The sequence below is a fragment of the Shinella yambaruensis genome, assembly GCF_050859155.1.
In the GTDB taxonomy this organism is placed as follows: Bacteria; Pseudomonadota; Alphaproteobacteria; order Rhizobiales; family Rhizobiaceae; genus Shinella; species Shinella yambaruensis.
The window spans coordinates 258,065-275,338 of record NZ_CP150640.1 but is presented as its reverse complement, the minus strand read 5'-3'; the positions used below and the strand labels follow the sequence as shown (position 1 = coordinate 275,338).

The 17,274-nt window shown below is 64.3% G+C and carries 16 protein-coding genes; 15 read left to right on the top strand and 1 reads right to left on the bottom strand.

All coding sequences use genetic code 11. From position 1 onward, the window contains the following. Positions 1-19: 19 nt before the first annotated feature. The 8 genes from WMC41_RS27150 to WMC41_RS27115 all read left to right on the top strand — a co-directional run bounded on the left by WMC41_RS27150 (position 20) and on the right by WMC41_RS27115 (position 8,592). Positions 20-1,192 carry a M24 family metallopeptidase gene (locus WMC41_RS27150; RefSeq protein ID WP_244770667.1) on the top strand — a complete coding sequence of 391 codons (1,173 nt, stop codon included), beginning with the start codon at positions 20-22 and terminating at the stop codon, positions 1,190-1,192. 112 nt (positions 1,193-1,304) lie between these two features. Further along, positions 1,305-2,744, top strand: a complete 1,440-nt coding sequence (locus WMC41_RS27145; protein ID WP_432349419.1) for an amidohydrolase family protein — start codon at positions 1,305-1,307, stop codon at positions 2,742-2,744. A 661-nt stretch (positions 2,745-3,405) separates the two neighbouring features. After that, positions 3,406-4,494 (top strand): NAD/NADP octopine/nopaline dehydrogenase family protein, encoded by a 1,089-nt coding sequence (locus WMC41_RS27140; protein ID WP_432349418.1) that lies wholly within the window; start codon positions 3,406-3,408, stop codon positions 4,492-4,494. Continuing rightward, on the top strand, positions 4,491-5,381 hold the full coding sequence (locus tag WMC41_RS27135; RefSeq protein ID WP_432349417.1) for a dipicolinate synthase subunit DpsA: 891 nt from the start codon (positions 4,491-4,493) through the stop codon (positions 5,379-5,381). Before WMC41_RS27140 ends, WMC41_RS27135 begins: the two co-directional genes overlap by 4 nt. Beyond that, entirely contained in the window at positions 5,378-6,724 is a 1,347-nt protein-coding gene (locus WMC41_RS27130) for a dihydroorotase (RefSeq protein ID WP_432349416.1), read from the top strand. Before WMC41_RS27135 ends, WMC41_RS27130 begins: the two co-directional genes overlap by 4 nt. Next, positions 6,703-7,404 (top strand): resolvase, encoded by a 702-nt coding sequence (locus tag WMC41_RS27125; protein ID WP_432349415.1) that lies wholly within the window; start codon positions 6,703-6,705, stop codon positions 7,402-7,404. Before WMC41_RS27130 ends, WMC41_RS27125 begins: the two co-directional genes overlap by 22 nt. 1 nt (position 7,405) lies before the next feature. Then, complete coding sequence (locus tag WMC41_RS27120) at positions 7,406-7,603, top strand: 2-hydroxymuconate tautomerase (RefSeq protein ID WP_018431063.1); 198 nt, start codon at positions 7,406-7,408, stop codon at positions 7,601-7,603. Then, positions 7,603-8,592: an isochorismatase family protein gene (locus tag WMC41_RS27115; RefSeq protein ID WP_432349414.1), complete on the top strand. Its 990-nt coding sequence runs from the start codon at positions 7,603-7,605 to the stop codon at positions 8,590-8,592. Before WMC41_RS27120 ends, WMC41_RS27115 begins: the two co-directional genes overlap by 1 nt. A 73-nt stretch (positions 8,593-8,665) precedes the next feature. Here WMC41_RS27115 and WMC41_RS27110 read toward each other — a convergent pair whose 3' ends face one another. Beyond that, positions 8,666-10,039, bottom strand: a complete 1,374-nt coding sequence (locus tag WMC41_RS27110) for a cytosine deaminase (RefSeq protein ID WP_432349413.1) — start codon at positions 10,037-10,039, stop codon at positions 8,666-8,668. Positions 10,040-10,263: 224 nt separating this feature from the next. Here WMC41_RS27110 and WMC41_RS27105 point away from each other — a divergent pair, with 224 nt between their 5' ends. The 7 genes from WMC41_RS27105 to WMC41_RS27075 all read left to right on the top strand — a co-directional run bounded on the left by WMC41_RS27105 (position 10,264) and on the right by WMC41_RS27075 (position 17,273). Further along, a complete protein-coding gene (locus WMC41_RS27105; protein WP_432349412.1) occupies positions 10,264-11,004 on the top strand; it encodes a GntR family transcriptional regulator in 741 nt (246 codons plus the stop codon). A gap of 22 nt (positions 11,005-11,026) precedes the next feature. Beyond that, on the top strand, positions 11,027-11,494 hold the full coding sequence (locus tag WMC41_RS27100; protein ID WP_244770658.1) for a RidA family protein: 468 nt from the start codon (positions 11,027-11,029) through the stop codon (positions 11,492-11,494). Positions 11,495-11,496: 2 nt separating this feature from the next. Continuing rightward, a complete protein-coding gene (locus tag WMC41_RS27095; RefSeq protein WP_432349411.1) occupies positions 11,497-12,495 on the top strand; it encodes a CobW family GTP-binding protein in 999 nt (332 codons plus the stop codon). Between the two features lie 331 nt (positions 12,496-12,826). Continuing rightward, positions 12,827-13,822 carry an ABC transporter substrate-binding protein gene (locus WMC41_RS27090; RefSeq protein ID WP_432349410.1) on the top strand — a complete coding sequence of 332 codons (996 nt, stop codon included), beginning with the start codon at positions 12,827-12,829 and terminating at the stop codon, positions 13,820-13,822. Positions 13,823-13,886: 64 nt separating this feature from the next. Beyond that, positions 13,887-14,657, top strand: coding sequence for an ABC transporter permease (locus tag WMC41_RS27085; RefSeq protein ID WP_244770655.1), 771 nt, complete (start codon positions 13,887-13,889; stop codon positions 14,655-14,657). Positions 14,658-14,707: 50 nt separating this feature from the next. Next, positions 14,708-15,508, top strand: a complete 801-nt coding sequence (locus WMC41_RS27080) for an ABC transporter ATP-binding protein (RefSeq protein ID WP_272808249.1) — start codon at positions 14,708-14,710, stop codon at positions 15,506-15,508. Positions 15,509-15,689: 181 nt separating this feature from the next. Then, the gene (locus WMC41_RS27075) at positions 15,690-17,273 is read left to right on the top strand and encodes a Re/Si-specific NAD(P)(+) transhydrogenase subunit alpha (protein ID WP_432349409.1); all 1,584 of its coding nucleotides are present in this window, start codon (positions 15,690-15,692) and stop codon (positions 17,271-17,273) included. The last annotated feature ends 1 nt before the right edge of the window (position 17,274 follow it).

Genomic DNA, 17,274 nt, shown 5'->3' with positions numbered 1-17,274 from the left:
CAAGGAGAGAGGAAAGAATATGCGGGCAGAAATCGTTGCAAAACAGGTCAGGGCTATGGCGGAGCATGGGCTCGATGCCATCATTTGCTCCTCGCCTGAGAACTTTGCCTATACGGCAGGCTTCGTCGTTCCGTCGCAACCGCTGATCCGCCATCGCCACGCGATGACGATCGTCACCGCCGACGGGCGCAGCGCCATTTTCGGTGTCGATATGGAAGCGTCGACGATCAAGCGGCGCCTGCCCGACGTACCGTCACGCATCTGGGCGGAGTTTTCCGATGACCCGATGCTGGTCCTTGCCGACCAGCTCTCCGGTCTTGGCCTTGCGAAGGCGCGCATCGGCCTCGAGATGGACTATCTGCCTGCCGGCGATTTCGCCCGCCTGATCGCGGCGATGCCCGGCGCGCGGTTCGAGCACGCCGAGCCGATCCTCGCGCGGCTGCGCCAGATCAAGACGGCAGAAGAGATCGCGCTGCTCAGCAGACTGTCGCGCATCGCCGACCAAGCCATTGCCGACGCACTGGCGGAGGTGGATGCGGGCAACAGTGAAATGGATATTGCCGGGCACCTGACGCGCAACGTCTATTCGCTTGGCGCGGAGCATTTCAAGCTCCTCATCGTCGCCACCGGCGAGCGCAGCGTGCTGCCGAATGTCGGCCCGTCCGACCGCATCCTCAAGCGCGGGGATGTCTGCCGCGTGGAAATCTTCTCCGTCATCGACGGCTACCAGGCCGGTGTCTGCCGGACGGCCATCGTCGGCGAAGCGCCGCCCATGGCCGACAAGATCTGGGCCCATCTGGTGGAATGCAAGTACGAGATCATGGAGAAGGTGAAGCCGGGCGCCAGCTGCCGCGCGATCTACGACGCGTTCATCGCCAAGCTCGCCAAGCTCGACCTGCCGCCGATCTCCTTCGTCGGCCACGGCATCGGCCTTCATCTCCATGAGGATCCCTATCTCGGCCTCACGCCGGTGCTCGGCAAGCCGGGCAGCGACGCGCCGCTGGAGGAAAACATGGTCCTCGGTTTCGAGCCGCTCTGCTACAACACCGGCTACGGCTTTGGCATGCAGAACAAGGACATGCTGCTTGTGACGTCGAACGGATCGGAACTCCTGTCCGACTACACGAACACGGACAAGCTTATCGTCTGCGGCACCGCCAGGCAGGGCGTGAAGGCACAGGCCGTCGCCTGAGGGCGCTACGGCGGCCGGGCCGGTGTCCTGCCCGGCCGCCATGAATGTCGCCCGCCATCTCGCGCGGCGGGCGATCGGGAGGGAAACGTGTTGAAGCATTGGGTGGAGCCGCATGCGTACGCTGATTGAAAATCTGAACTTCGCTTTCACGGTCGACAAGGACGACACGGTGCTGCGCAATGCCAGCGTGGTGATCGAGAACGACCGCATCGCAGACATCGGAGCGGCGGATGAGATCAAGACGCGCCACCAGGGCGGGGTTTTCGACAAGGTGATCGACGGCAGGATACTGGGCATGTGCCCGGGCTTCGTCGACAGCCACGTCCATCTGTCGGAAACGCTTTCGCGCGCGGTGTTCCCCGACAATCTCAACACGCGGGCCTGGGTCTTCCACTGGGCCAAGCCCTTCTACGCCTTCATCACGGAAGAGGACGAATATTGGGGCGCACTGCTCGGCATCACGGAGATGCTCCGATGCGGCACGACCTGCTTCCTCGACATGGGCTCGCAATACGATCCCGGGATCGTCATCCGGGCGATGGAAAAGACCGGCATGCGCGGCATCACCGGCCGCCATGCCGCGGACAACCGGCCGGCCGAGCTGCCGCGTGGCTGGACCGAGGAAATGGCCGAGCATCATTTCTTCCCGGACGCGCAGACGGCGCTGAAGGTGCTGGAGGAATGCGTCACACGCTACAACAATACGCTCGACGGCCGCGCCCGCTGCTGGGTGAACATCGAGGGCAAGGAGCCGTGCAGCCTCGAACTGCATGTCGGCGCCGTCGCGCTGGCCGAGAAGCTGGGTGTCGGCACGACCTACCATCTGGCGACCTCGATCGAGGAGGCCAAGGTCTGCGAGAGCAAATATGGCTGCTGGCCGATCACCCGGGTCGACCAAGCCGGCGGCATCCGCAAGAATCTCGTCATCGCCCATGGTGCGGCGGTATCGGACGAGGAGGTCAGGCTGCTGGCGGAGCGGGGCGCCAGCGTCGCCTTCTGCCCGTGCTCGTCCTTCAAGCTCGGCAAGGGCGCGACGTCCATCGGCAAATATCCCGAAATGGTCAAGGCCGGCGTCAAGGTCGGGCTCGGGACCGATGGCGTGTCGGCGGCGGGCAACATGAACCTCATGCGGCAGATGCTGGTCGTGGCCGGGATGTTCAAGGATGCGCGGTTGAAGCCCGACGTCTTCACCGCGCGCGAGGCGCTGCGCGCCGCCACCATCGAAGGGGCGCGGGCCCTGATGTGGGACGACGAAATCGGCTCGCTCGAAGTGGGCAAGAAGGCGGATTTCATTCTCTTCGACCTCGACCATATCGAGTGGACGCCGTTCTACGATCCGTTGCAGGCGCTGGTCTTCTCCGCATCCACCGCGTCGATCACGCAGACCTGGGTGGACGGCAAGGCACTTTATGCCGACGGCAAGGTGCAGGGCGTCGACGAGGCGGCGATCCGCGCCAAGGCCCGCGAACTGGCCGCCGCCGCGGTGGTGCGGGCCGGTCTCCACCACGGGAATGTCGAGACGACCACGACGCTCTACGACGAAGGAAACTGAGCCGGGGCCTGTCTGGCCGGCGTTCCGCGCCGGCCGAGGCAAGCTGCGGCCGAGAGGCTGCCCTGAAGCCTGCCTTGTTAGAAGCGGGCGCTTTGGGGCGGCATGTCGAAGCTCGGCCTATCGGCCTGGCTGAAGGGTGGCCGCGCAGCAATGGTGCGCTGCCGTCGAAGGTCTGACGGATGGTCTCGTTCCGGGCACCGTGCGCTGCAGGGGATATCATAAAGCTGCCGTTCATGATGGTGGTGTTGGACCTCTCGGCCCCCTGCATCGCGGATCGCGCCGAAAGGGCGTGCCGCTGGATGATACGGTAGAAACAATATTCCGGAAGAAAGTCGGTGAAGCGGATCACGCTGGTTGCCGGGTGTGCGGGGGTCGGTAAATCTGCTCATCCGCGATGGATTCAGTGCGAATCCCGGTGTGGGCGCCAGCGAGAATCCGTCCGGATTTGACCGGCGTATGGTTCTCGCCCGGCGCGGCAAGCAGCCTTCACCGATCGGGCGAATTGAGCATGCGAAAGCATATTCTTCTGCTTGACAATTCTATTTGTGATCATAAAGTGTGATCAAAGTTGTTGAGGAGCAACCAGTGGAGCCGGGACCTGAAGCCCGCTCCGGGAATGGGGACAGGTGGTCTTGCCCACGCTTTCCCCCAGGAGGACAGAATGAAGGTAGCAGTACTAGGTGCAGGCGCCGGTGGGGCGGCTTCGGTTGCGGAGCTGGTCCAGGCCGGGCACGACGTGCATTTCTGGGCGAGATCGGCCGAAACGCTGGAGCCGCACATCAAACTCGGCGGCGTTGCCCATGAAGGCAAGCTCGGCGAGGGTGTCGCCAGGCCGGCGCTGATCACCACCGACCTCAAGGCGGCGATCGCGGGGGTCGATGTCGCGGTGGTGGCACTGCCGACCTTTTCGCATTCGCCGATTGCCGCGGCGCTCGCGGCCGCAGGCTGGCCCTCGTCCAGCCCCGTCATCCTCAATCCGGGCCATACCGGTGGCGCCCTGGAATTTGCGCAAACCTTCGCGCGCAGCGGGCGTGCGGCGCCGGCCGTGGTCGAGTTCTCGACGCTGACCTATGTGGCCCGCAAGTATCGCCCGGACGGCGTGACGGTTTCCGGCCGGGCGAAGCGGCTCAAGGCGGCCGCCCTGAAGGGTGGGGCGGAGGTTCTGGAGATCGCCGGCAAGCTCTTTCCGGGCCTCGATCCCGTTGCCGATGTCATCGCCTCGGACCTTTCCAACGTCAACATGGTCCTGCATCCGCCGGGCGCGGTGCTGGCGGCCGCATGGGTGGAGGCGACGGGCGGCAACTTCACCTTTTATGTCGATGCCATGACCCCCGGCGTTGCCCGCGTCATGAAGCAGCTCGACGAGGAACGGCTGGCGGTCGCCAGGGCTTTCGGGCACGACCTGCCGAACCTGATCGAGGAGATGAAGCTTCTCGGCACGGTGGAAGCGGATGTGGTCGACACCAGCGACTACCGGGCGGCAATTGCCGGCGGCGAAGCCAACAAGCGCATCAAGGGACCCGACTCCCTGGAATACCGCTACTACAAGGAGGATTTCGGTCACGGCCTGCTGCCGTTCCTTGAATTCGCGCGGATCGCCGGCGTCGAGACGCCGGTGGCTCATTCCCTCTACAGCCTGGCGCAGATCGCGGTCGGCGCCAACTATCGCGAGGGCGGCCGTACCGCCGAGGCGATGGGCATAGCAGGGATGAGCAAGGAGCAGGTGATCGAGAAGGTGAGGGCGAAATGAGCTGGAAGAACACCGTCATCGCGGTCGTCGCCGGGGATGCCCGCGAGCAGGAGATTGCCCGCTGTGCCCTGCGGGCCGGCGCGACCGTTCGGGCCTATGGTTTCCCCTGGCCGGACGAGGGCATCGAGGGCGTCTACCACGCGAGGGATGCGGCCGACGCGCTGAAGGGGGCCGACATCGCCCTCTTCCCGATCCCCGGCATTACGGCGGAGGGCGCGCTGTTCGCGCCGAAGTGCCCCGAGAAGATCATTCCGACGCGCGACATGCTCGCGGGCATGAACAAGCCGGGCCACATCATCCTCGGCTGGGCCGACGCCAATCTGAAGGGGCATTGCGAGGCGCTCGGCATCACGCTGCACGAATATGAGTGGGATGTCGATCTGATGCTGCTGCGCGGCCCCGCCATCGTCGAAGGCGTGCTCAAGGTGATCATCGAGAACACGCAGATCACCATCCACAAGTCGAACGTCATGCTCGTCGGGCAGGGCACCATCGGCTCGTTGCTGACCAACACGCTGGTGGCGCTCGGTGCCCATGTCCATGTCGCGGCGCGAAACCCGGTGCAGCGGGCCGCGGCCTATGCGGCCGGCGCGCAGTCGCTGACATTGGAGGAGCTGCCTGACTACCTGCCCCGGATGGATATCGTCATTGGCAGCGTTCCCAAGCGCCTGATGGAGCGTGCGCAGCTCGAACTGCTGCCCAAGCATGCGTTTCTGGTGGATGTGGCGGCGCCGCCCGGCACGATCGACCGCGAAGCGGCCGGTGAACTCGGGCTGAAGGCGGTCTGGGCCCGGGGCATGGGCGCGCGCGCGCCGATCACCGTTGGGCGCAGCCAGTGGACCGGCATCAGCCGGCGTATCGAAGGCATATTGGAGCAAAAGCAATGAAGGCGGATCTCGTCATCAAGAACGCCCGCGTGGTTCGCCACGACGGCGAATATTTCGGCGGGGTCGCCGTCAAGGACGGTAAGATCGTGCTGACCGGGGCGGACGAGGTCCTGCCGGACGCCACCCGCACCATCGATGCCGGGGGCCGGGTCCTGATGCCGGGCCTGATCGACCCGCATTGCCATCTCGGTGTGAAGTTCCCCTTCCCGGAGGACATGCGGACCGAGATGGCCGCCGCCGCCTCCGGTGGCGTAACGACGGCGCTGCTCTACATCCGCAATCTGAAGGAATCCTACCTGCCCTTCTACGAGGAGCGCAAGGCGCTGGGGGAGGAGAATGCGGTTATCGATTTCGGCTTCCACTTCGGCATCCAGCGCGAGGAGCACATCGCCGAAATCCCCGAAATCGTCGCCAAGACCGGTGTGAAGTCCTTCAAATGCTATTTCGGTTATGAGCCCGACAACCCGATCGGCATCGTCCCGGCGACCGATGGCTGGGTCTACGCCGCCATGCGCATCCTGTCGAAGATCCCCGGTTCGGTGATCAACGTGCACTGCGAGAACACCCAGATCGCCTCGTGGATCAAGAAGGAGATCGCCGCGACCGGCCGCCAGGACCTCGGCGCCTACACGGAATCGCGCCCGGCCTTCTGCGAGGTCGAAACGATCCGGCGCATGATCTTCCTGGCCGAGAAGACCGGTTGCTCCCTGCATCTCGTGCACACATCGGTCGGCATGGGGCCGGTCCTCGCCGCCGAAGCGCAGGCCCGCGGCATCCATGTCACGGTGGAAACCTGCCCGCATTACCTGACGCGCACCTGCTACGACGACGATCTCGACATGCGCGCCAAGATCTCGCCGCCGCTGCGCGACCGCAACGAACTCGAGGGCCTGTGGGCCGGCATGCTCAACGGCTCGGTCTACAGCCTGGGCACCGACCATGTGCCGTTCCTGCCCAAGAAGCTCGAGGATCTCTGGACGGAGTTCCCCGGTGTCGTCAGCTTCCCCTGGGAACTGTCGCTGATGCTGCACTTCGGCGTGCACCAGCGCGGGCTGCCGCTCAGCCGCCTGGTCGAGCTCAACTCGTTCAATCCGGCCCGCCGCTTCGGCCTCTGGCCGCGCAAGGGCCATATCGATGTCGGCTTCGATGCGGACCTCGTTCTGGTCGATCTTGATGAGGAGCGCACGGTCGAGCACACGGGCAAGGGCACCTGCATCTACGAGGGCTGGACCCTGAAGGGCTGGCCGGTGATGACGGTCGCCCGCGGCGAGGTCGTCTATGAAAACGGCGCGGTCGACGAGCGGCATTACGGCCGCGGCCGTTGCGTGACCGTGCCGGCATGACCGTGGCGATCCCCGACCATCTCGATCTGGCCGGCCGGGTCCCGCTGACACCGGCGCGACTGCCGGTGCGCAAGGCCGTCGCCAGGATCGTCGGCCGCAAGGCGTCGATCCGCCAGGAGAGACTGTCGGGGATCCACAATCCCTGGGGCCACGGCATCGCCTTGACCGACCCATGGGCCTTCCTCGAACTGTGCGAGAGCGACCTCGTCGTCGAGGCGGCGAGGAACGTGCTCGGGGCCGATATCATCCTCTGGGACAGTGAACTGTTCACAGAGGCCGGTCGATACCGCGCGTTTCTGGATGCGCGCCGGGAAGGCCGGTACTGGCCGGTGGCGCCGCTCGCCGGCGCCGTTGTGCTCGTGCCTGTCGCCGGAGAAGATCCTGTTCCGCGGGCCGTCCCGCTGGCGGCGATGGGTTCCGAGGCACTTTGCGGCCTTGAGGATGCGGAGCCGCTTTACGTGATCCGGCTGATGCCGGCGACGAGCCGCTTCGTGCGCGATCCCGCGCATCCGGCCAACCGGGCCTGCATGGAAGAGCAGGTCCTGGTGAACTATTCGAACCGCCCGCTCTGGCTGCTCTCCGGCGCCGACCGGGCCGACAATGACCTGGTTTCGGGCTTTGCGTCCGCCGTGCCCGTCTGGGCCTCCGGCGCCACGCCCGCTGAAAGAGAGGAGACATAGAATGCCATTCGTCGTCGTCGAAATGTGGGAGGGGCGCACCGTCGAGCAGAAGCGCAACCTCGTGAAAGCCATCACCAAGGCCATGGTCGAAGAGGCCGCCTGCAAGCCGGATCACCTGCATGTGGTGATCCACGAGACGCCCAAGGATAGCTGGGGCCGCGGCGGCGTGCTCGGCATCGACATGGTGGAGCACAAGTGATGGCCCTTGAAACCCTCGACTATCGCAAGTCGGCGCTTCTGGTCATCGACCTGCAGAATGCGTTCATTCACGAGGAGGGAACGCTGGGTGTTTCCGGCGTCGACACCAAACGGCTCTCCTCCATCGTGCCGCCGCTGGCCAAGCTCATCAAGCGTTGCCAGGACACGGGCATCCCGGTCATCTGGACGATGCAGGAGCATTTTGCGATCGACCACAACCGCGCGAGGAAAAAGCTGCTCGGCCATACCGCGCGCCGCAAGCGCGTTTCCGCGCTTGCCGGAACCTGGGACGAGCAGATCATAGACGAATTGAAGGATCTTGCGGATTTCGATCCGGCCTTCGTCATTCGCAAGCATCGTTTCGGCGCATTCTACGAGACGCGTCTCGAGATGATGCTGAAGATGCTGGGCACCCAGCATCTCTTCGTTACCGGGGCGACCACCAATGCCTGCGTGGAGACCTCCATACGCGAAGCCTATCTGCGCGACCTCGACGTCATTGCCGTCGATGACTGCATCTCGGGGGTGAATGCGGATTGGGAGGCGACGGCCAAGCAGGTGTGGAAGCAGTATTTCTGCGAGATCGCTCCCTCAGCCGAAGTGCTTTACTGGATCGGCGAACAGGTCAAGCCGCGCGTGACGAACTACGGCCACCAGCTGATCATGGTCGATGATATCGACACGTCGGTCGATTTCTACACCAACCTGCTGGGTTTCACGATCCGCCCGGCCAAGCCGCTCGCCGACGGCCGCCCGTTCACCGCCTTCCATCAGGGGATCGCCCTCATCCACGGCAAGACGCGCGAGCACCGTCAGCTCGACCATATCGCTTTCGAGGTCAACGATGTGCGCGCCATGGATGCGAAGCTGAAGAAAGCCGGCGTCCGCTACTATACCGACCTTCACGACGGTCCCTATGGTCTGACGATCTATATCGCCGACCCGGATGGTACGAAGGTCGAGCTCTACCAGGTCGGCGCGACGGCCTGATCTGCTTCGAGGTGATCGGAATGTTGGGGAACCCCGCCTGACCAGGCGGGGTTTTTCTTGGCGGGCCGGTGCTTCAGGTAAGCGCAAATCCCTCCAGCGAATCCAGTTCCGCATAGGCGGGCAGGGGGGCCGAGATCGGGGAACCGTTTCGGATAACGATACGGTCGCTCTCCGCCCGGGAGAGGATCTCCGACCAGGAGCGTCCCTCGAAAAGGATCAGGTCGGCCGGTTGCCCTGCTGCGATGGCGCCGTGGCCGTTCAGGCGCATGATCTCGGCCGGTGTCGTAGAAACCGCCTTGATCCAGTCGCCGTGGGGATGGTCGAGATGAAGGGCACGCGTGCCGAGGCGGAACGTATCGAGCATGTCCAGGTCCCCGTAGGAATTGAACGGGTCGCGCGTGTTGTCCGAGGCGAGCGCGACGGCTATTCCGCGCCGCTTCATTTCATGCAGCAGGGTGACGCCGCGCCAGCGTGGCGACGTGCCGTCCTTCCTGCGATCCTGGAGGTAGAGGTTGCAGGTCGGCAGCGATACGACGGTGATGCCGGCCGCCGCGACCTTGTCGAGCGTCGTGTCGACAATCGCGGTTTCCTGCATCGCCAGGGAGCAACAGTGCCCGACCACTATCCTGCCGGCGAAAGAGGAGCGCAAGGCCGTTTCGGCGATGCGGCACAGCACATCGGCGGCCGGGTCGGCGCTCTCGTCGGCATGAAAGTCGAGATCGAGGCCGTAATGCGAGGCGGCACGGAACATCCGGTCGAGCAGGTGATCGATATCGGGCACCGGATAGGCGACGGCGCCGAGGATCCCTCCGGCATCGGCGACGCGCTTTGCGATGTCGCGCAGGAATGCATCGTCCCGTGCCATGTCGATGGGGAACAGGCAGGAAGCCTGTAGCGCGAGCCGCCCGCGCCAATGCTGGCGGAGTTCCGTGAACAGGGGCCAGGAGATTTCGGCCTGCGGCGGCTGCGAATCGAGATGCGTGCGAATGGCGGATGTGCCGTAGTGAAAGGCCGAGCGAAGGGCGAAATCGATGCGCCTGCCAAGGTCGCCGGCTGACCATCGTGCCGTGCGGTCGCTGCGCGTCGCCGCCAGCGCGCCGTCGAACGTCCCGTCCGCCGCGGGCGTGCGCGGCAGGATGTGGCCCTTGTCGAGATGCGTGTGGCAATCGACGAAGGGCGGCAGCGCGACGCGCCCGCCGACGTCGATGAGCGACAGGTTCGGGTCATCCGCCGTGGTGGTGCGCGGACGTGCAGGCGTTATTGCTAATATTCTGTCCTTCTCTACACTCATATCGGCCAGGAAGAACGCGCTGTCTGCGGCATCGGCAGCGTCCGCCCGTGTGGTCGCCGTGTGAAGCCGCACGTTGCGCAGCACATAGCGGCCGAGACCGGCGGCGCGGTCGATATGGGCACGCAAGGCGGATTGGTCGGAAACGGTCGCAGTCATGTCTCATTCTCCCATCGGAGTCTCAGGGCGACTTTTCCGTCGGCTGGCGTCTGCGGAGCGGCAGGACAGTTAAAGGTTGCCGTCTTGAGAAAAGTCGTTTATTGATCACAATGTGAGATCACAAATTTTGACCTGTCAACCCCTGGGGCAGACGGGCGGTGTGGCGGGATTGGCCTTCTGGCGGATCGCGGATTTAAGACGAGATGACGGAGTCTGAAGACAAGATGCCGATCAAGAAGCCGGAAAACGAAGTCAACAGCGACGCTGCCGAAAAGCCGGCACGCGGCCATGTCCATGAGCATGTCCTTCGTTACATGCGCCGTGGGCTCATGGTCGGCGCCTTTCTGCCGGGACAGGTGATGAGCCTGCGCAAGCTGGCTGTCGGGCTCGGGACCAGTCCGATGCCGGTGCGCGAAGTGCTCAGCCGCCTCGTTGCTGCCAATGCGCTGGAGGAAACCAAGGGCGGTTCGGTCCGCGTGCCGAGGCTGCGGCCCGAAAAACTGACCGAGCTGTTTACGATCCGGGAGATGCTGGAGGGCATGGCGACCGAGCTCGCCGTGAAAAAGGATCCGGCCGGGTTGGCGGACGAGCTGTCGGCGATCAACAAGCAGCTTCTGGTGGCCATTGAAAAGCGCGACATCCTGAACTGCCTGTCGTCCAACCAGAAATTCCATTTCACGCTGTACCAGGCAGCGGACAGCGAAGTCCTGATGCCGCTGATCGAGTCGCTTTGGCTGCAGTTCGGCCCGACCATGTATATGTCGCTGCTGATCCCCTCGATGCCTTGGAATGCGTCGGACCACCAGAACATCCTGGCAGCCCTCAAGGACAAGAACGCCGCGGCGGCCAAGAAGGGCATCGTCCACGACATCCGCACCACCTGCAAGGCCCTGCTCAGCGTCGCCGGCCCGCAGGGGCTGGAACTGCCCTTCGCGCACGGGCCGGAGCTGCAATTCGACTACTAAAATGATCGGGGAGGAACGCATCGTGGTGGGAAAGATCGACGACAAACTGGCGAGCCTGGGCATCGTGCTGCCGACGACGACGGCACCGCTGGCCAATTATGTGCCGGCGCGCCGCCATGGCAGCCAGGTCTATATTTCCGGACAGGTGCCGGCCGAGGGCGGCAGGGACAAGTTCACCGGCAAGCTCGGCTCCGACTTTTCGGTCGAGGACGGCCAGGCGGCAGCGCGGCTTTGCGCCGTCAACATCCTCGCCCAGCTCAAGGAGGCGCTCGGCGGTGATCTCGACCGCGTCGTCGGCGTGATCCGGCTGGGCGGCTTCGTCAATGCCGAACCGGATTTCAAGGACCATCCGAAGGTCATCAATGGCGCATCCGATCTGATGGTCGAGGTTTTTGGTGAGGCGGGGCGCCATGCCCGCGCGGCGGTCGGCTGCTACTCGCTGCCGCGAAACGTGCCGGTGGAGATCGACGCGATCTTCGAGGTGGCCTGACCGTGCAGCCTGCCGCTCCCGCGCTGGATGATCGTATTCCCGTCCATGTCCTGACGGGCTTCCTCGGCAGCGGCAAGACGACCTTTCTCCGCCATCTGCTCGGCGAACCGGACTTCGCCGACACGGCTGTGGTCATCAACGAGTTCGGCGAGGTCGGCCTTGATCATCTCCTGGTGCGCGAAGTGTCCGAAGACGCCGTGCTCTTGTCTTCGGGGTGCCTGTGCTGTGCCGTACGGGACGATCTGGTCTCGACGCTCGCCGACATGTTCGAGATGGTGCGCCGTGGGGAGGTGGAGCCCTTTCGCCGCGTCGTCGTCGAGACGACGGGACTTGCCGACCCCGCGCCGATCATGCAGGCGGTGATGAGCGATCTGCGGTTGAGGCGCGGCTACCGCGCCGGCACGATCGTCTCCACGGTCGATGGCGTCGGGGGCGCGGGGACGATCGCCCGCTTCGCCGAAGCCGTCCAGCAGGTGGCGCTGGCCGATCGCGTGGTGGTGACCAAGTCCGATCTTGCCGAGCCCTGGCGGCTCGATGCGCTGCGCAATGACATTGCCGCGATCAACCCGACGGTCAGCCAGCTCGTCTCCAGCAAGGCGAAGATGCCGGGCGCCGGCGTGCTTTTCGAGAGCACCGGAGACCGGCGCCCGCGCTACCTCGATGTTTCCGACGGGCCGCTTTTCGGCCGGCACAGCGCCGGCGTCGAGACCTTCGTCGTCGAAGTCGACGCCGCCGTGGATTGGCCGGCCTTTGTCGACTGGCTGGAATTGCTGCTCGCCAGCCGCGGCCAGTCCATCCTGCGGGTCAAGGGCCTGCTGTCCGTTGCGGGCGATTCCCGCCCCGTGGTCATTCACGGGGTTCAGCATGTCGTCTACCCGCCCGAATACCTGCCGCGCTGGCCGGATGGTGTCTCGGGCGGATGGCTGGTGTTCATCGCCAGGGACCTCAGCCGTTCGGCCATAGAAAACTCGTTGCCGAGCATTTTCGCCTCGACACCGTGACGTGACGAGCGGCCTCGTCGGGGCCTGCCGATGGACGCCGACACCATGCACCACGCCCCGGCAACGGAGGGTGGTGACAGTGCCGTTCGAATAAAATTTACAAGCGATTTCCGGACATTGAACGATGTGCGAGGCTTTCGGCCGTGCGCGTGCGTCATGGGCAACAACATGTGATCTCTCTCAGATTCTTTACTTGACAATCCCAATGTGTGATCACACTATGAGATCAAGAATTGAGCTAACGGGTAGGAGGCCCTGGTTCGATCCTTGGGGAATGAATGAGGCAGGAAGCCAACGGGACGCCAGCGGGCGTCCGCTAGGGAGGAGTGAAATGATGCATGTCAGACGTGTCATTCGCGGAGCCGCACTCGTCGCGTCAGCCGCCATCGCCACGCTTGTGGCGAGCCAGGGTGCAATGGCCGAGGAGGTGAAGGTCCGCTTTAGCTGGAAGCTGAAGGGCGAATACGGCTTCTTCTATCTCGGCGAGCAGAAGGGCGTCTACAAGGATGCCGGCATCACCCTGAAGCTCGGCGAAGGCGCCGGCTCGCAGGCCGCGCTCGGTTCGCTCATCCAGGGCCAGGAAGACGCGGTCATCCTGCCCGGGATCTTCGCCATCTCGGCCATCCAGAAGGGCATGCCGGTCAAGATCGTCGCGCTCTACCAGCCGGAAACGCCGATCGCCCTGATCTCGCATGCCGAAAAGCCGGTCAAGACGCCGAAGGATCTGGAGGGCAAGACCATCGCCCATGCCGTCGGGGAAACCGGCACGTCCTATCTCGACGCCTTCTGCGAAATCAACCAGGTCGATTGCGGCAAGGTCTCGAAGGTCCAGATGGATTCCCAGTCGCGGGTGCCGCAGTTCCTGCAGGGCCAGGTCGACGTGGTCAGCGTCTACAAGACCAATGACCTGCCGGTGCTTGAAGACAAGACCGGCCAGACCTTCCCGACGCTCGACATGGTGGAATACGGCCTTGCCATCCCCGGCATGGCCGTGGTCGTGAGCGACAGCGGCATTGCCAAGCGGGGCGCTGCCCTGAAGAGCTTCCTCGCCGCCAATGCCAAGGCGATCGAGATGACGAAAGCCGATCCGGCGGGTGCGACGGCGGCCCTCAAGGCGGTCTGGCAGGCCGGTCCCTCCGACAAGGTCATCCAGCAGCAGATCGAGGCGACGTCGGCATCGATCCATGCACCGACGAGCGGCACGCCGCTCGGCTGGATCGAAGAGAAGGCGGTCGTCGATGCGCTGAAACTCGTCAGCAGCGCCGAGGAGATCGGCGACCCCAAGCCGGCATCGACCTTCTTTACCAACGAACTTCTGACACAGTGAGGCTAAGGTGGCGAGCACGAATGTATTCGGCGCCGATCGCGCCCAGTCAAAACAGGATAAGGCCATGCGCAGGAAGAAATCGCGGGGGCCATGGCTCGAACGCTATTCGGCGATCATTCTCGCAACCCTGCTGCTTGGGGCGTGGCAGGTCCTGGTTCCGCTTTCCGGACTTTCGGAATTCGTCCTGCCGACGCCGGTGGCCATCGCGACGCGTATCGTCAACGAGCTTCCTCTGCTCGCCAGCCATGCCTATGTGACCCTTTTCGAAGTCGTCTCCGGATTTGCGATGGGCGTGCTCGTCGGCATTCCCCTGGCGCTCGCGATCTTCTACTCGCGCGCGTTCGAACGTGCCATCTATCCGATCCTGGTCGCGCTGCAGACGGTGCCGAAGGTGGCGCTGGCACCGCTGCTGGTGCTGTATCTGGGCTATGGCTGGGCGCCGAAGATCACGCTCGCCTTTCTGATCTCGTTCTTTCCCATCGTCATCTCAACGGTGGTCGGTCTCCAGGCGCTGGACAAGAACCTCGTCAACCTCGTCCGCTCCATGGGCGCCAGCGAATGGCAGACCTTCTTCAAGGTGCGCCTGCCGGCCGCGCTGCCGAACATATTCGGTGGCTTCAAGGTGGCGGTGTCGCTTGCCGTCATCGGGGCGGTCATCGGCGAATACGTCGCCGCCGAACGCGGCCTCGGCTATCTGCAGCTCCAGGCCAATTCCCTGTTCGATACCACGCTGAACTTCGCGACCGTCGTCGCCATCTCCGGCCTGGGCGTGATGCTCTATTTCGTCATCGACTTCGTCGAGAGCCGCGTCACCTACAAGCGCGACACCAAGTAAGCAGGCCGCCCGCGGCTGGCGAAGCAATGAAGATTCAATGAGGTAATCCCATGAATGCTATTATCCAGGCGGGTGCGGCGGTCGACATCGCCCGGCTCTCGAAGATCTACAAGACGCGTGAAGACGAAGATGTCGTGGCCCTCGACAAGATCGACCTGAAGTTCGAGCCCGGCACCTTTGTCGCCGTGGTCGGCCCGAGCGGCTGCGGCAAGAGCACGCTCCTTTCGCTGCTGGCAGGCCTGACGGGCGCATCGACCGGCACGATCGCTATCGATGGGGAGACCATCAACAAACCGCATCCCAAGATCGGCGTCGTCTTCCAGTCCGATCTTCTGCTCTATTGGCGCACCGTGCTCGAAAACATTCTGCTGCCCATCGAGATCAAGAGGCTGGATGTTGCGCGATACCGTAGCCGCGCGGAGGAACTGCTGGCCCAGGTCGGGCTCGAAGGGTTCGGCAACAAGTATCCTTCGGAACTGTCCGGCGGCATGCGCCAGCGTGTGGCGATCTGCCGTGCGCTGATCCAGGAGCCCGGTCTCCTGCTCATGGACGAGCCGTTCGGCGCGCTTGATGCGCTGACGCGCGAACAGATGATCATGGATCTCCAGGCCATGTGGATGCGGCTCGGCAACACCGTGCTTTTCATCACCCACGGCATCGACGAGGCGGTGTTCCTGGCGGACCGCGTGCTGGTCATGTCGCCCCGCCCGGGCCGGGTCGACCTTGATCTCAATATCGACATGCCCCGCCCCCGTCAGTGGAGCCGGATACACGAGAACAAGGACTATCACGGCTATGTCCGCAAGATCCGCGACATCTTCGAGGCCAAGGGCATTCTGGTTGCTCACTAGGGCAGGCCGGTAAGGGACAGCTTGCGTGGCCCCGCGCTCGGCGTTTTCGCGTCATCCGTGATCGCCGTTTCGCTGGAAAGATGCCGGCAAGCATCGCCGGGGGCACACCGCTGCGCGATCACCTCTCGGCGATTTTCGGAACACATGCCTACACAAGAGGCCGGCTCTGCCGGGAAGAGAAATGGGACAGAAGGTTGGAGCTCTCAGGGAGCTGGCCATTGGAGAGTCGCGCGTTTCGCTGACGCCTGACAGTGCGGTTCAGCTTCGAAAGCTTGGATATGTGTGTTTCGTTGAGGCGGGCGCAGGCGAGAAAGCGGGCATATCGGACGAGGCCTATTGCGCCGCCGGGGTGACGGTGGTCGCGGATGCGGCTGCGCTGGTCGCGGCGTCGGATGTGATCGTCAAGGTCCGCCCGCCGACGACGGCGGAAGTCGATCTTCTGTCGGCAGGCAAGACGCTGATCTCGTTCTTCTATCCCGGCCAGAACGGTGAGCTTCTGGAGCTTGCCCGTTCGAAGGGCGCGAACGTCATCGCGATGGACATGGTGCCGCGCATCAGCCGGGCGCAGAAGATGGACGCGCTGTCCTCCATGGCCAATATCGCCGGCTACCGCGCGGTGATCGAGGCGGGCAACCATTTCGGCCGCTTCTTCACCGGCCAGATCACCGCCGCCGGCAAGGTGCCGCCGGCCAAGGTGCTGGTCATCGGCGCGGGCGTCGCGGGCCTTGCCGCCATCGGTGTCGCCGTCTCGCTCGGCGCGCAGACCTATGCCTTCGACGTGCGGCCGGAAGTGGCCGAGCAGATCGAGAGCATGGGCGCCGAGTTCGTCTATCTTGACTTCGACGGTGGTGCGCAACAGGACGGTGCGGCGACCGGCGGCTATGCCGCCCCGTCCTCGCCGGAGTTCCGCGAGAAGCAGCTGGCCAAGTTCCGCGAACTGGCCCCGCAGATGGACATCGTCATCACCACGGCGCTGATCCCCGGCCGTGACGCACCAAAGCTCTGGCTGGCCGACATGGTGGCGGCGATGAAGCCGGGTTCCGTCGTGGTCGACCTTGCCGCCGAGCGCGGCGGCAACTGCGACCTGACGGTCGCCGACCAGAAGATCGTCTCGGACAACGGCGTCACCGTCATCGGCTATACGGACTTCCCGAGCCGCATGGCCGCGCAGTCCTCGGCACTCTACGCCACGAACATCCGCCACATGTTGACGGACCTGACGCCCGGCAAGGACGGCGTCATCGTGCACAATATGGAGGACGACGTCATCCGCGGCGCGACCGTCGCCTTCGAGGGCGCGATCACCTATCCCCCGCCGCCGCCGAAGATCGCCGCCATCGCCGCGCAGAAACCGAAGGAGAAGGTGAAGGAGCCGACGCCGGAGGAGAAGCGCGCGGCCGAGGCCGCCGCCTTCAGGGCCGAGACGAAGAATCAGCTTGTACTGCTCGCCATCGGCACGGCGGCTCTCCTGATCGTCGGGGCCTTCGCGCCGTCGGCCTTCATGAGCCACTTCATCGTCTTCGTGCTCGCCTGCTTCGTCGGCTTCCAGGTGATCTGGAACGTCTCGCATTCTCTGCACACGCCGCTGATGGCCGTCACCAATGCGGTCTCCGGCATCGTCATCCTCGGCGCGCTGCTGCAGATCGGATCAAGCAACGGGCTGGTGGTGGTGCTTTCGGCGCTGTCGGTGCTGATCGCCACGATCAACATCGTCGGCGGCTTCCTCGTCACCCGGCGCATGCTCGCCATGTTCCAGAAGTCGTGAT

Bases quoted from the DNA above. Each gene is read 5' to 3' on its own strand.
- WMC41_RS27150 (WP_244770667.1), top strand. From the start codon at position 20: ATGCGGGCAGAAATCGTTGCAAAACAGGTCAGGGCTATGGCGGAGCAT.
- WMC41_RS27145 (WP_432349419.1), top strand. From the start codon at position 1,305: ATGCGTACGCTGATTGAAAATCTGAACTTCGCTTTCACGGTCGACAAG.
- WMC41_RS27140 (WP_432349418.1), top strand. From the start codon at position 3,406: ATGAAGGTAGCAGTACTAGGTGCAGGCGCCGGTGGGGCGGCTTCGGTT.
- WMC41_RS27135 (WP_432349417.1), top strand. From the start codon at position 4,491: ATGAGCTGGAAGAACACCGTCATCGCGGTCGTCGCCGGGGATGCCCGC.
- WMC41_RS27130 (WP_432349416.1), top strand. From the start codon at position 5,378: ATGAAGGCGGATCTCGTCATCAAGAACGCCCGCGTGGTTCGCCACGAC.
- WMC41_RS27120 (WP_018431063.1), top strand. From the start codon at position 7,406: ATGCCATTCGTCGTCGTCGAAATGTGGGAGGGGCGCACCGTCGAGCAG.
- WMC41_RS27115 (WP_432349414.1), top strand. From the start codon at position 7,603: ATGGCCCTTGAAACCCTCGACTATCGCAAGTCGGCGCTTCTGGTCATC.
- WMC41_RS27110 (WP_432349413.1), bottom strand. From the start codon at position 10,039: ATGACTGCGACCGTTTCCGACCAATCCGCCTTGCGTGCCCATATCGAC.
- WMC41_RS27105 (WP_432349412.1), top strand. From the start codon at position 10,264: ATGCCGATCAAGAAGCCGGAAAACGAAGTCAACAGCGACGCTGCCGAA.
- WMC41_RS27090 (WP_432349410.1), top strand. From the start codon at position 12,827: ATGATGCATGTCAGACGTGTCATTCGCGGAGCCGCACTCGTCGCGTCA.
- WMC41_RS27085 (WP_244770655.1), top strand. From the start codon at position 13,887: ATGCGCAGGAAGAAATCGCGGGGGCCATGGCTCGAACGCTATTCGGCG.
- WMC41_RS27080 (WP_272808249.1), top strand. From the start codon at position 14,708: ATGAATGCTATTATCCAGGCGGGTGCGGCGGTCGACATCGCCCGGCTC.
- WMC41_RS27075 (WP_432349409.1), top strand. From the start codon at position 15,690: ATGGGACAGAAGGTTGGAGCTCTCAGGGAGCTGGCCATTGGAGAGTCG.